The following is a 15793-nucleotide window of genomic DNA, read 5'->3' on the forward strand; positions in this document are numbered from 1 at the left end:
GAAGGGCTACTTCTTGTCCTTGCCCTCGACGTCACCCGACAGAGCGGCGATGAAGGCCTCCTGCGGAACCTCGACGCGACCGACCATCTTCATGCGCTTCTTGCCCTCTTTCTGCTTCTCGAGGAGCTTGCGCTTACGCGTGATGTCACCGCCGTAGCACTTGGCGAGGACGTCCTTGCGGATCGCCCGGATGTTCTCGCGGGCGATGATCCGCGCGCCGATGGCGGCCTGGATCGGCACTTCGAACTGCTGGCGCGGGATGAGTTTGCGCAGGCGCTCGGTCATCATCGTGCCGTAGGCGTAGGCCTTCTCGCGGTGCACGATCGAGCTGAACGCATCGACCTTCTCGCCCTGGAGGAGGATGTCGACCTTCACCAGGTCGGCGGTCTGCGATCCGGCGGGCTCGTAGTCGAGGCTCGCGTAGCCCTGCGTGCGCGACTTGAGGTGGTCGAAGAAGTCGAAGACGATCTCGCCCAGCGGCATGTTGTAGCGCAGCTCGACGCGGTCCTCGCTCAGGTAGTCCATGCCGAGGAGCGTGCCGCGACGCGACTGGCAGAGCTCCATGACCGTGCCCACGTAGTCCTTCGGGGCGAGGATGCCGACCTTCACGACCGGCTCGGACACCTCGGCGACGCGGCCGTCGGGGTATTCGCTCGGGTTGGTCACCACGACGGTCTCACCCGTGTCGGTCGCGACCTCGTAGGTCACCGACGGTGCCGTCGTGATGAGGTCGAGACCGAACTCGCGCGACAGGCGCTCGGTGATGATCTCGAGGTGAAGCAGCCCGAGGAAGCCGCAGCGGAATCCGAAACCGAGCGCGACCGAGGTCTCCGGCTCGTACTGCAGCGACGCGTCCGACAGCTTGAGCTTGTCGAGGGCCTCGCGCAGGTCGCCGTAGTCGCTGCCGTCGATCGGATAGATGCCCGAGAACACCATCGGCTTGGGGTCGGTGTATCCCGGCAGCGCCTCGGATGCCGGCTTCCGGTGGTTGGTGATGGTGTCGCCGACCTTGGACTGGCGGACGTCCTTCACGCCGGTGATCAGGTAGCCGACCTCGCCGACGCCGAGCCCCTTCGTGGGGATCGGCTCGGGGCTCGACACGCCGATCTCGAGCAGCTCGTGCGTCGCGCGCGTGGACATCATCTGGATGCGCTCGCGCGGTTCGAGCTTGCCGTCGACCATGCGGACGTAGGTGACGACGCCGCGGTAGGCGTCGTAGACCGAGTCGAAGATCATCGCGCGCGCCGGCGCCTCGGGGTCGCCGACGGGTGCGGGGATGCGGTCGACGATGCGATCCAGCAGATCCTCGACGCCCATCCCGGTCTTGCCGCTGACGCGGAGCACGTCTTCGGGGTCGCCGCCGATGAGGTTCGCGAGCTCGGCCGCGTACTTCTCGGGGTCTGCCGCCGGCAGGTCGATCTTGTTGAGGACGGGGATGATCTGCAGGTCGTTCTCGAGGGCGAGATAGAGGTTGGCGAGGGTCTGCGCCTCGATGCCCTGTGCGGCATCGACGAGCAGGATGGCTCCTTCGCACGCGGCGAGAGAGCGGCTGACCTCGTAAGTGAAGTCGACGTGCCCGGGCGTGTCGATCATGTTCAGCGCGAACGTGCCGGAGTCTTTCGACCACGGCATCCGCACCGCCTGGCTCTTGATCGTGATGCCGCGCTCGCGCTCGATGTCCATGCGGTCGAGGTACTGGGCGCGCATGTCGCGGTCGGCGACGACGCCGGTGATCTGCAGCATCCGGTCGGCCAGCGTCGACTTGCCGTGGTCGATGTGGGCGATGATGCAGAAGTTGCGGATGAGCTCGGGCGGCGTTGCGGCAGGCGCGAGCGGCTGGAGTGCGCGCGGAGACATGTCCCGGGAAGTCTACCCGGGGCGGCGCGAGGGCACTGCCGCCGACCCTCGCGCGCGGGAGAATACGAGGTCGAAGCTCGGACACGCCAGCATTCGGTCCGGTGATAAACAATTAACCATTCCGCTACTTGCCGAACACATCGGTGACGTCGAATGCTCATTGCGGCGGCCGGTGGTTGCGCGATATCCCCCGCGCCCGGTCCGCCCCGGGAGAGCACCGTGATCACAGCAGCCCCTGTCGCGCCCGCGCGACGACCCTGGCACAGATGGGTGGCCTCCAGCGCCGCCCTCGCGATCGTGACGGGAGGTGTGGGGTGGGCAGCGATGCCCGCGAGTGCCGCGGTCAGCGCCGGCGCGCCCGTCGTGATCAACGAGGTCTACGGCGGTGGTGGCAACAACGGCGCACCGCTGAACCGCGACTTCATCGAACTGCGCAACACCTCGGATGCCGCCGTGTCGCTCGATGGCTGGAGCGTCCAGTACGCGTCGAGCACGGGCTCCAACTGGCAGGTGACCACTCTGGCGGGTGCCACCATCGAGCCCGGCGGGCACCTGCTGATCGGCCAGGCCGTGGGCGGCGACGCGGGGCTGCCGGGCTTCACGGCCGACATCGAGGGATCCATCCCGATGAGCGGCACCCAGGGCAAGGTCGCGCTCGTGAACTCGACAGCCGCGCTCAGCGGCGGATCGGGCCTCGCGCAGAACGACACGGTCGTCGACTACGTCGGCTGGGGCAACGCGACCGACTTCGCCGGTTCCGGCGCGGCACCGGCCACGACCAACGCGACGAGCATCGCCCGTGACGACGTCGCCGGAAACACCGCCGACAACCGGACCGACTTCGCTGCCGGAGTGCCGACGCCCCAGGGCAAGGTCGGCACCGCCCCCGAGCAGCCCGGTGAGCCGGAGCAGCCGGGAGAGCCCGAGCAGCCCGGTGAGCCCGAGCAGCCCGCTCCGCCCGTGACGGTGACGATCGCCGACATCCAGGGCACGGGCGCTCGTTCGCCCCTGGCAGGTCAGACCGTCACGACGGAGGGCGTCGTCACGGCGCATTACCCCACGGGCGGATACAACGGCTACGTCATCCAGACCGGAGGCAGCGGCGGTGCGATCGATTTCGCGACGCATCGGGCCTCCGACGCGATCTTCGTCTACTCCCCCGCGGCCGTGGGAGAGGTCACGCCCGGCAGCACGGTGCGCGTCACCGGCGTCGTGGGCGACTACTTCGGGCTGACGCAGCTCACTGTCGGCCCGGGAAGTGCGACGGTGATCGCGGACGCGGCCCCGGTGGTACCGGCGACGGTGGCGTGGCCGACCGACGACGCGCAGCGCCAGGCGCTCGAGTCGATGCTGATTCAGCCGCAGGGCGACTTCGTCGTCGCCGACAACTACAACCTCAACCGATTCGGCGAGCTCGTGCTCGCCACAGGTGACGAGCCGCTCCGCCAGCCCACGGATGTCGCTCGTCCCGGTTCCGCCGAAGCCGCAGCCGTCGCGGCGGACAACGCCGCACGCCGCGTGGTGCTCGATGACGGCTCGTCGACCAACCTCGGGGCAGCGGGTGCGACTCCGCCCTACATCTCGACCAGCGAGCCCGTGCGCGTCGGAGCTCGGGTGACGTTCGACGCGCCTGTCGTCTTCGACTACCGCAACGACTCGTGGAAGCTGAGCCCCGTGCGGCACATCGTCGCCGGACAGAATCGCGACGACGACATCACCGTCGAGAACACGCGCACCGCCGTTCCGGCGGAGGTCGGCGGGGACGTCTCGGTGGCGTCGTTCAATGTCCTCAACTACTTCACGACCCTCGGTGTCGAAGACAGCACCTGCCAGGCCTACACCGACCGTGAGGGCAAGGGAACCAACGTCCGCGGGGGCTGCGATCAGCGCGGGGCGTGGGACGCGCAATCCTTCGAACGCCAGCAGGAGAAGATCGTCGCTGCGATCAACGCGCTCGACGCCTCCGTTGTCGGTCTCATGGAGATCGAGGACTCGGCACGGCTCGGTGAGCAGCCCGACGAGGCGACCGCTTCGCTCGTCGCCGCCCTCAACGCGGCGGCCGGCTCGGAGCGCTGGGCGTTCGTGCCGTCGTCGGACGAGCTGCCGGATGCCGCAGGGCGCGACGTCATCACGAACGCGATCATCTACCAGCCGGGCGCCGTCGAACGGGTCGGCGACGCTCGTGCTCTCGGAACCGAGTCCGACGCGGGCGAGGCCTTCCAGAACGCACGGGCTCCGATCGCGCAGGCCTTCGCCCCGGTCGACGGCGGCGAAGCGTTCCTCTTCGTCGTCAACCACTTCAAGTCGAAGGGCTCGGCGGGCCCCTGGGCGGGTGACGCCGACACCGGAGACGGCCAGGGAGCCTCGAACGAGTCGCGCGTGCGACAGGCGCGCTCGCTCGACGCATGGGTCGATCGGATCCAGGGCGACGTGGACTCGGTCCTGCTGGCGGGAGACTTCAACTCCTACTCGCAGGAGGACCCGATGCAGGTGTTCTACGAGTCGGGATATGTCGACGCGGGGATCGCCTTCGACGCGACCGACACCAGCTACGTGTTCCAGGAGCTTTCGGGCTCGCTCGACCACATCCTCATGAACGAGGCCGCGTACGAGCGCGCCACCGGCGCCGACGTGTGGAACATCAACGCGGGCGAGTCGATCTTCCTGGAGTACAGCCGGTACAACTACTTCCCGGTGGACTTCCACGACGACGGCCCCTACCGCTCCTCCGACCACGATCCGGTGAAGGTGGGCCTTTCGGCCGAGGCATCGGCCCCGGTCGAGCCGATCGACCTGACGCTGCTCGGAATCAACGACTTCCACGGGCGCATCACCGGCGTCACGCCGGCCAAGCCCGCCGAGGGCACGGTGGAGGCCCAGCCCGAGGTTCCGGGAACCGTCGGTTTCGCCGGAACGATCGAGGAACTGCGTGCCGCCGCACCCGACGCTGTGCTGCTGTCGGCCGGCGACAACATCGGGGCTTCCCTCCCGGCGTCCTCCCTGGCGCAGGACGAGCCGACGATCGACGTCCTGAACGCTCTCGATCTGCGGGCGAGCGCCGTGGGCAACCACGAGTTCGATCGCGGCTTCGCCGATCTGCGCGACCGTGTCATCCCGCGCGCCGACTTCTCGCACCTCGGGGCGAACGTCTACGCCGCCGGCACGACCGACCCGCAGTTCGACGAGTACGAGCTCGTCGAGTCGCAGGGCCTCACGATCGGCGTGATCGGTGTCGTGACGGAGGAGACCGCGTCGCTGGTGAGCGGCGCGGGCATCGCCGGTCTCGACTTCGGCGACCCTGTCGAAGCGGTCAACCGCGTCGCAGCCGACCTCACCGACGGCTCCGGCGACCAGGCCGACGTCATCGTCGCGCTCTATCACGAGGGCGCGGCCGACAGCGCCTCGGACGCCAGCCTCGATGAGGCCGTCGCCGACAGTGCGGTGTTCGCCCGCATCGTCAACGAGACCTCCCCCGAGGTGGACGCGATCTACACCGGTCACACGCACAAGCTCTACGCGTGGTCGGCGCCGATCCCGGGAACGGACCGGACTCGTCCGATCGTCCAGACCGGCTCGTACGGCGAGTTCGTCGGCAAGGTCGTCCTTTCTGTCGATCCCACGAGCGGCGAGGTCGTCTCGCACACGCAGGAGAACGTCGGACAGACCAAGACCCCCGCCGCCGACCTGATCGCGACGTACCCGCGTGTGGCCGAGGTCGACGAGATCGTCCGGCAGGCGCTCGCGGACTTCGCTGAGATCGGCAACACGCCGGTCGCGACGATCTCCGCCGACATCACCAGCGCGTACTCGGGCGGGTCGTACGCCGACGGCGCCTACGCCGGCGGCAAGCGCGACGATCGAGCGTCGGAGTCCTCGCTCGGAAACCTCGTCGCGGAGTCGATCCGATCGAACCTCGCCAACCTGCCGAACGGCGCTCAGATCGGCGTGACCAACTCGGGCGGTCTCCGGGCCGACCTGTTCGACACGCAGGCCGAATTCGGCGCCAACGCGGTCGCGGGCGTGCCGGACGGCACGATCACCTGGGGGCAGGCGTACGCCGTGCTGCCGTTCAACAACACGATGGCCCTCGTGACCCTGACGGGAGCCGACTTCGTGCGCGTTCTCGAACAGCAGTGGCAGCGCGACAAGGACGGCAACGTGCCGTCGCGTCCCTACCTGCAGCTGGGCCTGTCCGACAACGTGACATACACGTTCGACGACACCCGCCCGGAGGGCAGCCGGATCACCTCGGTCACGGTCGACGGGCAGCCGCTCGACCTCGACGCCGAGTACCGCATCGGCACGCTCTCGTTCCTCGCGTCCGGCTCGGGAGACAACTTCCGCGCCTTCGCCGCGGGCACCGACTACGTCGACACCGGCTTCCTCGACCACGAGGCCTGGATCGAGTACCTCGGCGCGCAGCAGCCCGTCGCGCCCTCGTTCACGAAGCACGCCGTCCGTGTCCAGGGCGTCCCCGAGACCGTGGCCGCGGGCTCGACACTCGAGCTGACCGTGTCGAACCTCGACATGACGAGCCTCGGTGCACCCCAGAACGGCGCGGTGGATGTGTCTCTCGGCGGCGAGGTCATCGCGACCGCACCGGTCGCGGGAGGAAGCGCGGTCGTGTCGGTGCCGCTTCCGGCCGACCTCCCGGACGGCGTCGCCGAGCTCGTCCTGACGACGGATGCCACGGAGACGACGGTCGTGATCCCGGTCCGGATCGGCGAGCCGGGCACCGACCCGGGCACCGATCCGGGTGTCGACCCGGGCACGGCGGCGTGGGCGCAGGTCGACCTCTCCACCACTCGGGTCGAGCAGGGCGGGTTCATCGATGTGCGCGTCTCGGGCATCGAGCCCGGCCAGCAGATCGGCGCGACCCTGTTCAGCGAGCCGATCGAGGTACGCGGCATCCCGGCCGCCGACGGCTCGGGGGTCACAACGTTCCGGGTGGCGATTCCCGCAGACTTCGCGGTGGGCGCGCACACGCTGCGGATATCGACGGAGGGGGAACAGCCGCTGGACTTCGCGATCACCGTCGTCCGCTCCGGGCAGCTCGCGGTGACCGGAGCGGAGACGCCGCTGGGCGTTCTGCTCGCGGGAGCGATGCTCCTCGTCGCGGGCGGCGTCATCGCGGTGACACGGCGACGGGGTGCCGCCTCGGAGCGATGAGCTCGCACGCACGCTGATACGACGTGAGGGCGGCCGGGCTCACCGGTCGCCCTCACTCGTTCATGTGCGCGCCGAGCTGCTCCAGCGGCGCACGAGTCGGGTCCGTAGGGTGGGAGCATGACCGCGCAGGTGGTGCTCGTGCACGGGATCCGGACCTCGGCCACGATGTGGCGCGCTCAGGTGGCCCATCTTCAGGATCGCGGCATCCCCGTCACCGCGCTCGACCTGCCCGGCCACGGCACGCGCATGGCCGAGACCTTCACCCTCGACGGCGCGTTCGCGACGATCGACGATGCGGTTCGGGATGCCGCCGAGCGCGGCCCCGTCCTGCTGGTGGGCCACTCGATGGGTGGGCTGCTGAGCACCGCTTACGTCGGCCGTGAGGAACGTCCCCCGGTGTCCGCGTTCATCGCCGCATCCTGCACCGCGATCCCCCGTGGATTCGGCCTCGCGGTATATCGAGCGCTCGCCCTCGGGTTCGATCGCTTGCCCGGCCGCGGCCAGCGGATCACCGACTGGGTTCTCGACCGCACGCTTCCCGTCGAGACCCGGCCGGACTTCGGCGCCGGCGGATACGCATACGACGCTCAGGACGTCGCGCTGGCGAGCCTGTCGGTGCTCGACCTGCTCGCGGCGATCCGACGAATCGATGTGCCGACCTGGTTCGTCAACGGCCAGTACGACCAGTTGCGCGTCAATGAACGGCTGTTCGCGAAGCTGGCGCCCGAGGCGGAGTTGATCGTCGTCCCTCGCACCAGTCACCTCGTCACGGCCATGCGTCCGCGCGTGTTCAACGCGGTCATCGATCTCGCCCTCGCGACCCTCGCGAATACCGGCTCTCGCGACGCGACCTGATAGACTCTCAAGTCGGCTTGCCGTGTGGGTTCCTCCCTCACACGACCGCCGTGCGGCATCCCTCTACTGTCGCCCGGCACATCCACCGAAAACTCCGAACGAAAGATACGTCGAACGTGGCGAACATCAAGTCGCAGATCAAGCGCAACAAGACCAACGAGAAGGCGCGCGAGCGCAACAAGGCCGTCAAGAGCGCGCTGAAGACCGAGGTGCGTCGCACCCGCGAGGCCATCGCCGCCGGCGATAAGGCTGCTGCCGAGAAGGCGCTGGCCAAGGCTTCGAAGAAGCTTGACAAGGCCGTGAGCAAGGGCGTCATCCACGAGAACCAGGCTGCGAACCGCAAGTCGGCTATCGCGAAGCAGGTCGCCGCTCTCTGAGCCGTCGCTGTTGAAGGCCCGTCCCCGTGTGGGGCGGGCCTTTCGCTTTGCCGCTGAGCGGTCAGGACCCGTAGGGTGACCGCGTCGCGATGACGGTGACGAGCCGCTCGACCGCGAAGACGGGGTCGCGCGAGGCACCCTTGACCTCGGCATCCGCGCGGGCGGCCGCCTGGATCGCGGTCGCGAGGGCCGACTCGGTCCATCCGACGAGGTCGCGCTTGGCTCGGTCGACCTGCCAGTCCTTCATGCCGAGCCGGGCAGCGAGCGCGGCAGACGGCTCGCGCGTGCCGACGACGCGCGCCATGGTGCGCAGCTTCGAGGCGATCGCGGCGACGAGCGGCACGGGATCGGCCCCACTGGCCAGAGCGTGCCGCAGCGTGATGAGCGCCTCGCCGTAGCGACCGGCGATCGCGGTATCCGCGACGGCGAAGGCTGTTGTCTCGACCCGGCCCCCGTAGTACCTCTCGACGACCTGGTCGCCGATGTCACCGGGCACGTCCGAGATGAGCTGCTGACAGGCGGCCGCGAGCTCGGTCAGGTCGTCGGCGAAAGCGGAGACGAGGCTCCGGAGCGCCGACGGAGCGATCCGCTTGCCCGCAGCCTTGAACTCCCCCGCCGCGAAGTCGAAACGGTCGGAGTCGCGCTTGATCGCGGGAACTGAGATCTCGACCCCGCCCCCGATGCCCGAACGTATGGCCTCGAGCAGCTTCTTGCCCCGGACGCTCGCACCCGTGTGCCGCAGGACGATCGTGGCGCCCTCCTGCGGATTCTCGAGATACGCGAGCGCCTCCGTGAGGAAGGCATCGGAGCACTTCTCGACGCCCGCCACTCGCACGAGCCGAGGTTCGCCGAAGAGCGAGGGTGACGCCATCCCGAGAAGGGCGCCTGCGGCGTAGTCGTCGGCGCGGATGTCGGAGACCTCGAGGCTCGGGTCCTCGGCCTTCAGATAGTCGCGGAGTCCGGCGATGGCGCGCTCCGCGCACACCTCTTCGGGGCCTGCCACGAGCACGATCGGCGCCGGTTCCGGCGCGCGCCACGACAGCTGCCGGATGGCCGATTTCGCGGCACCGCGGGCGGCAGGACGTCGGGGACTCGGCGGCATGCTCCCAGCCTAATCGGGACCGCCGACCCCGAATGGTGGTCGCTACAGGCGGACGACGAGCTTTCGGGCGGAGACGCCTGCGTGAAGCAGATTCAGCGCGTGTTGAATGCTCTCCAGGCCTTCCCCAACGATTTCGGCCGCGGGGGCGCAGACATGCCGGCCCTCGGCGAGAGCCCCGGGCAGATACTGCTCCCACAGCATGGGTCCGACGCTGCTGGTCATGAGAGAGCTCCCCCACACGAACCTGGCGGTGATGCCGTGGCGGCGAGCCCGAGCCTGCGTCGCGAGCTGGGACAGCCCGATCGTCGTCATCGTCCGCAGGAACGCGATGCTCGGGCCACCGCGGCGGGGAAGCGTCGTGAAGGCGACCGGCGGGCTCAGGAGAGCGACGCGACGGGTACCGGCCGTGGCTGCGATCCTCACCGCGGCATCGCCCGAGCCCGCCCCGATCGCGACCACGCCGGCGAGGGGGCGGCCTCCGACGCCGGAGACGATGGCTGCGACGGCTCCGGGCTCGCGATAGTCCACGACGAGCTCCGCGCCGAGCTCGCGCATTCGGGACTCGTTATGCGGTGAGGCGGTGGTGATGACGCGATAGCCCGCCGCGACCGCCAGCTGGATCGCGTTGCTCCCCACGCTCGTCGAGCCGCCCCACACGACCAGGGTCTCCTCCGTCGGTGCTGCGTCAGCGGTCGGGGTGCGGAGTGCGAGCTGATCGTCCTGGAAGAGTGCCGTGGCCGCCGTCGAGACGGCGAGCGGCAGCACCGCGGCCTGCTCGAACGAAAGACCGTCGGGCAACGGCGTCGCGAGATCTTCTCGCACGACGACGTAGAGCTGGAACGCGCCCTCCGCCTCATGGCGTCGGCCGCGCTCCATCCCGACCGCGTAGGCGGCGACGCGGTCGCCCACCGCGAAGCGCGTCACGCCCTCCCCCACGGCGGCTACCTCGCCCGCGACATCCTCTCCGAGCACCGCGGGATAGCCCAGCCAGCGGTACATCAGATCGCCGGTCCATTGCTTGACGTCATCGAGCGGGTTCACCGCGACCGCCCGGCTGCGGATGAGGATCTCGCCCGGGCCCGGCTCGTGCAGCGCGGCGGGCCCGACGACGAGATCGGCTCGCGGAGACGGGAGCCAAGCGGCGGCGTTCGATGACATGGGGCGGGCTCCGTTCCGAGAGGTGATGACATGCTCTGTCATCAATGCGTCCGCTAATGATGACACACAATGTCATCGGGTACGCTCGCCTCATGCCACGCTGGGCCCCCGACGCCGCACTGCGCCTGGAACAAGCCGCCATCGAGCTGTTCCGGTCCCAGGGGTATGCGGCCACCACGGTGCCGCAGATCGCGGAACGGGCGGGTCTGACCACGCGGACGTTCTTCCGTCACTTCCCCGACAAGCGCGACGTGCTGTTCCTCCGTGAGCGCGAGTTTCCGGATGTCGTTGCCGACCTGCTCGCCGCCGCGCCCGACGGGCTCGACCCGATGGCACTGGCCATGCATGGGTTGCTCGCCGTCACGCCAGAGCTCGAGGCCTGGCGCGACGCGATCCGCGAGCGCCGATCGATCATCGCGACCGATGCGCATCTCATCGAGCGCGAGCGATCGAAGTCCGCGGTTCTGGCGCAGGCAATCCGCGACGGGCTCCGGCGGCGCGGTGCCGATCACATCGACGCTCTGCTCGTCTCCCAGACAGTCGTGGGGCTCTTCGACACCGCGCTCGAGCTGTGGACCGCCGAGGACTGCACTGCGACGCTGACCGCGATCATCACCGACTCGTACGCGCGTCTGGCCCAGCTTGTCGCCCCGCCCGAGTAGCCGCTGGCCCGGGCGATGCGGACGGAATCCGCGTTTCATCCCGGTGGCGGGACGCGCTGGCGCCACACCCGGATGCCGCCATCGGTCATGGTGAGTGCTGCTGCTCCGGTTTCGTCGGTGCGGACAATCTCGTGCCCGAGCGAGCGCAGGAGGGCGATGGTCTCTTCGCGCGGATGGCCGTAGGAATTCTTCCCCACCCCGATCAGCGCGACATGTGCGCCGAGCCGGCGGTACAGCGACTCGGCTTGGTCTGCGCTGCCATGGTGCGACACCTTGACGACGTCGTATGTCGACCGCAGCGCGGCGCCGAGGGTCAGCTGGGGCGTCTCCGAGAGATCGCCGAGAAGCAGGACGGCAGGAATCCCGCCGCCGCGGACATCGATCACGACGCTCGAATCGTTGCCGGGCGCGAACCCGCTCGCGCTCCTGCGCGGCCACAGTACTTCCCAGTCCGCGCCGCCCAGCGCCCCCGCCATGCCGGCGGAACCCGTGCGGACCGACGCTCCGGCTGCGGCGAGTCGCGCGAGCAGCTGATCCTCCTGCGAGTCCGTGACCGGGCCGTGGAGGACGGTGCCGACGCGCCCGATGACCGCGTCGGTGCCGCCGACGTGGTCGAGGTCGAAGTGGGTGAGAACGAGGAGATCGATGCGGCTGACCCCGAACCGGTTCAGACACGCACCGAGTGCCTCGGGGTCGGGGCCGGTGTCGACGAGCGCGACAGCGTCGCTCGAGCGCAGGAGAACCCCGTCACCCTGGCCCACGTCGCAGACAGCGATCGCCCAGTCATCGGGGGTTCGCGCCCGCTCGAGCGGTCCCGTCACGAGGCCCGAGCCGACCACCCCGCCCACGGCGAGAGCGACGAGCGCCGTCGAGGCGCGACGAACCCGGCGAGGGGTGCCGGGAAGCACAGCCAGCAGCAGGGCGGTGCAGAGGGCCGCCGCGAGCACGACACCCGGCGCGTCGGGGACCCAGGCGATCGAGTTGCCGGGGACGGCGTCGACCGCCTGTGCGGTGGCTGCGATCCAGGCGCACGGGACCCAGGCGATCGCGGTCAGGCCGCTCGCCAACAGCGGCGCCCCGACGCTCAGGCACGCCGCGAGCCCGGCGATGGTCGCCAGCGGTGCCGCGGGCGCGGTCAACGCGTTGGCGAGCACGGCGTACACCGGTAGTCGCGGATCGATCATCACCAGGATCGGAGTGCACGCGAGCTGCGCGGCGGCGGGTACGGCGATGGCGAGCGCGAGGGGGCGCGGCATGAAACGTCGTAGCGAGTCGCTCACGGGGCCGGCGAACAGGATCAACGCTGCGGTCGCGGCCGACGACAGCGCGAACCCGATGCTGCCTGCGAGCCAGGGATCGGCGATCAGGCAGATGACGATCGCGAGGCACAGAACGGACGCCCCCGCACCAGCGCGCCCGAGCAACGCTGCGAGCATCGCTATAGCGGCCATGGCGGCCGCCCGCACGACGCTCGGCTCTGGTGAGACGAGGATCACGAAGCCCGAGAGCGCCGCGAGCCCGATCGTGACGCGCCACGGACGGCGCAGCCCCAGCATCCCGGCGCCGAGGAACGCTATTCCGACGACGAGCGCGCAGTTCGCCCCGGAGACCGCGGTCAGATGCGAAAGCGACGCCGTCTTCATCTGCGCATCGAGCTCGGCAGTGACCCCGGCCGTGTCTCCGACCGCGAGGCCTGCGACGAGGCCCGCGCCCGGCTGCGGCAGCGAAGAAGCCTGTGTGAGCAGCGCCGTCCGGAGCGTGGAGGCCAGTGCGAGAGGACCCCGCGGCTGCGCGACGACCTCCGGCGGATCGCTCGCCGTGATGATGAGGACCGCCCGCTCCCCCGACCGGGCGGGCGCGGCGGAGCCGGTGAGCAAGACGGTGGCACCCAGATCGAGACCGACGGAACGCTCGGCTGTGCGGACGACCACTGGCACCCGGGTCGCGGTGACGTCGCCGCCGGCGCGGACGCTGGTAGCCACGGCATCGAAACGCCAGCCCGTCGCAGAGCTCTCGATCTTTCCCGTGACATCGGCCTCGATCGCCACCACCCGCCCGCCGGTGAGGGGCAACGCGAGGACCCGATCTCGGTCGGGCACGCTCATCGCGGTGTGCGACACGGCAGCCGCCGCGAAGGCGAGCGTGACGGTGGCGATGGCGATGCCGGTCCGCCGTGGGCGTGAGTCGTCGCAGAACCGGCGACGGAGGATCGTCACCGCCAGCATCCCCGTCGCGGCCGTCCAGAGCGCGGCCGCCAGGATTCCCGCGACGTCGGGATCGTTCGTCGTCACGAGTGCGGCGACCCAGACACCGACCGCGACGGGCAGCAAGCGGAGGTCGCGATGGCGGATGCGGCCGCTCACACGCGCACCCGGTCCCGCAGTGACTCGAGCATCTTCTCGCCGATCCCCGACACCGCCAGCAGGTCTTCGACGCTCGTGAATCGCCCGTTCTCTTCGCGCCAGGCGATGATCCTCTCGGCCAGCGCAGGGCCGACCCGTGGGAGGGTGTCGAGCGCAGCGGCATCCGCGGTATTGAGATCGACGAGGCCGTCTGCACCGGCCCCGCCGGACGACCCACCGTCTGCCGATTCGGGCGGCGCTTGACCGGGCTCGGGGACGAAGAGCTGCTCGCCGTCGGTGACGGTGCGCGCGAGGTTCACTCCAGCCGGATCAGCGGTGTCGCTGAAACCGCCCGCCGCGGCGACGGCGTCGATCACGCGCGCGTCGGCTTCGAGGCGATACAACCCGGGGCTCACGACGGCGCCGTGGACGTGGACGTAGACGGCGGCGGTGCCGGTGTCGCCGTGAGCCTCGACCGTCGGGCTCACGGCCGCCGGGGTCACCACCGACGCCGGCGCCGAGAGAGAGCGGATCATGCCGATCGCGACGGTGACCGCCGCCGCTGCGAGGACGAGGACGATCAGCGCCCCGACGCTCCAGCGGCGCCGGGCCGGAGCGGGGTCGGGAGCAGTCACGCCGTCAGGCTAGGCGGGATGCTCCCGACCGTTCCCTTCCCCGTCGCCGCTGCGGAACAACCTGCGCGTCACCCCGTATGGGGAGAGCCCGGCGACTCGTCCGGGCGCCGTCGACTTGTCGGCACAGATCCCGAATCCACTCCGGCGGGTGGATCCGCCTCATGGGTGACCGGAACGCTCTTGTCCTCCGCGGTGCGCATGTCCCACGACGGCTTGCGCACGGCGTAGAAGATGAGCGGCGGAGCCCCGAGGACGATGATCACCAGCCCGACGATCCAGGGATACAGCGCCGGAGAGAAGGCGCTGAACCCCGACGGCGGGATGAACGAGAACACGAACGCGGCGAGGCTCGCGAGGAACCCGACACCGGCGACCAGCCCCATGGCCGGTACCCGATACGTGCGCTTCACGCCCGGCTGCGTCCGTCGGAGCACGAGCGCAGCGGCGAACATCATCATGTACATGATCAGGTAGAGCGCCGCGGCCATGTCGATCAGTGCCACGAATGCCGCGCTCACGTTGGGAACGATGATGAAGATCGCCGCCAGGATCGTGACGATCGTGCCCTGCAGCATGAGGATGCCCGACTGCACGCCGGCCTTGTTCTTCTTCTGCAGCAGCGGCGGGAGCAGCCCGGTCTCCGCTGCTGCGAGCACGCCCTTGGACGGGCCCGCGATCCAGGTGATCACCGAGGCGAGCGCGCCCGCCGCGATGAGCGCCGACATCGCGGCCGTCGCCCACTGCCCCACGCCCCAGTGCTGGAAGTACTCCTGGAACGCGAGCATGATGCCATTCGTCAGCCCGAGCTCCTCCTGCGGCACCGCAACCGAGATGGCGAGGGTCGGCAGGATGAACACCAGCAGGATCAGGATCGACGAGATGAGGATCGAACGCGGGAAGCCGCGGCCGGGGTCTTTCATCTGATTCACGTGGACCGCGTTGACCTCCATGCCGGCATAGGCGAGGAAGTTCGACACGATCAGCACGATCGATGCGATGCCGGTGAACGGCGGGATCACCGCGTCGGGCGTGAGCGGCACCTGGCTCTTCTCGCCGCCGAAGACCCAGATCGCTCCGAAGACGATGAGGATGGCCGCCGGGAGCAGCGTGCCGAGGATGCCGCCCCAGGAGCCCAGTTTTGCGAAGAGATTCCCGCCGCGGAGCGTCACCAGCGTCGAGCCCCAGTACAGCACGAGGATCACCACTGCCGTGAAGAAGCCCGAGCTCGACAGTGACGGATCGAGGAAGACGAACGCGAGCGCGGCCGCGATGAACGCCAGCTGCGTGGGGTACCACACGACGTTCTGGATCCATTGGAGCCAGACGGCGGTGAAGCCCCAGCGGTTGCCCATCGCTTCACGGATCCAGACGTAGATGCCGCCTTTCCAGCCCGTTGCGAGCTCTGCCGCGACCAGTGCTGTCGGAATCAGGAAGAAGATCGCCGGGAGGATGTACAGGGTCACGCTGCCGAGGCCGAAGACCGCCATCGCCGGCAGCGAGCGAAGACTGGCGACGACCACGAGCGTCAGCAGCGCGAGTTGGCCGACACCGAGGTAGGTCGTGACGCTCGACCGAGGCGCGAGGGGATGGTTCGGCGTCGTACGGGAGGATGGCTGAGACGTGGACATGACGACGC

The 15793-nt window shown here is 69.5% G+C and carries 10 protein-coding genes; 4 read left to right on the forward strand and 6 right to left on the reverse strand.

The window, feature by feature from the left end; genetic code table 11:
- Positions 1–6 precede the first annotated feature (6 nt).
- Complete coding sequence (lepA, locus tag C3481_RS01425; RefSeq protein WP_023950748.1) at positions 7–1857, reverse strand: translation elongation factor 4; 1851 nt, start codon at positions 1855–1857, stop codon at positions 7–9.
- Positions 1858–2127: 270 nt separating this feature from the next.
- Between lepA and C3481_RS01430 the strand changes: the two genes are divergently transcribed.
- From C3481_RS01430 to rpsT, 3 genes are all read left to right on the forward strand, one after another.
- Positions 2128–7026 (forward strand): ExeM/NucH family extracellular endonuclease, encoded by a 4899-nt coding sequence (locus tag C3481_RS01430; protein ID WP_258038992.1) that lies wholly within the window; start codon positions 2128–2130, stop codon positions 7024–7026.
- A gap of 117 nt (positions 7027–7143) precedes the next feature.
- Positions 7144–7881 carry an alpha/beta fold hydrolase gene (locus C3481_RS01435; RefSeq protein ID WP_023950752.1) on the forward strand — a complete coding sequence of 246 codons (738 nt, stop codon included), beginning with the start codon at positions 7144–7146 and terminating at the stop codon, positions 7879–7881.
- A 116-nt stretch (positions 7882–7997) separates the two neighbouring features.
- Positions 7998–8258, forward strand: coding sequence for a 30S ribosomal protein S20 (rpsT, locus tag C3481_RS01440; protein ID WP_023950754.1), 261 nt, complete (start codon positions 7998–8000; stop codon positions 8256–8258).
- 61 nt (positions 8259–8319) lie between these two features.
- On the opposite strand, the gene holA is transcribed toward rpsT, so the two are convergent.
- On the reverse strand, positions 8320–9360 hold the full coding sequence (gene holA, locus C3481_RS01445; RefSeq protein WP_064956575.1) for a DNA polymerase III subunit delta: 1041 nt from the start codon (positions 9358–9360) through the stop codon (positions 8320–8322).
- 42 nt (positions 9361–9402) lie between these two features.
- Positions 9403–10518: a zinc-binding alcohol dehydrogenase family protein gene (locus C3481_RS01450; RefSeq protein WP_103841952.1), complete on the reverse strand. Its 1116-nt coding sequence runs from the start codon at positions 10516–10518 to the stop codon at positions 9403–9405.
- Between the two features lie 92 nt (positions 10519–10610).
- Between C3481_RS01450 and C3481_RS01455 the strand changes: the two genes are divergently transcribed.
- Entirely contained in the window at positions 10611–11180 is a 570-nt protein-coding gene (locus C3481_RS01455; RefSeq protein ID WP_064956577.1) for a TetR/AcrR family transcriptional regulator, read from the forward strand.
- 35 nt (positions 11181–11215) lie between these two features.
- Here the strand turns inward: C3481_RS01455 and C3481_RS01460 are convergent, their stop codons facing one another.
- The 3 genes from C3481_RS01460 to C3481_RS01470 form a co-directional block, all read right to left on the reverse strand.
- Positions 11216–13543, reverse strand: coding sequence for a ComEC/Rec2 family competence protein (locus C3481_RS01460; protein ID WP_258038993.1), 2328 nt, complete (start codon positions 13541–13543; stop codon positions 11216–11218).
- Complete coding sequence (locus tag C3481_RS01465; protein WP_071918106.1) at positions 13540–14157, reverse strand: ComEA family DNA-binding protein; 618 nt, start codon at positions 14155–14157, stop codon at positions 13540–13542. Before C3481_RS01465 ends, C3481_RS01460 begins: the two co-directional genes overlap by 4 nt.
- A gap of 68 nt (positions 14158–14225) precedes the next feature.
- The gene (locus tag C3481_RS01470; protein WP_083990658.1) at positions 14226–15785 is read right to left on the reverse strand and encodes an amino acid permease; all 1560 of its coding nucleotides are present in this window, start codon (positions 15783–15785) and stop codon (positions 14226–14228) included.
- Positions 15786–15793: the final 8 nt, after the last annotated feature.

This window comes from Microbacterium sp. Ru50 (assembly GCF_002920555.1).
GTDB lineage: Bacteria > Actinomycetota > Actinomycetes > Actinomycetales > Microbacteriaceae > Microbacterium > Microbacterium arborescens.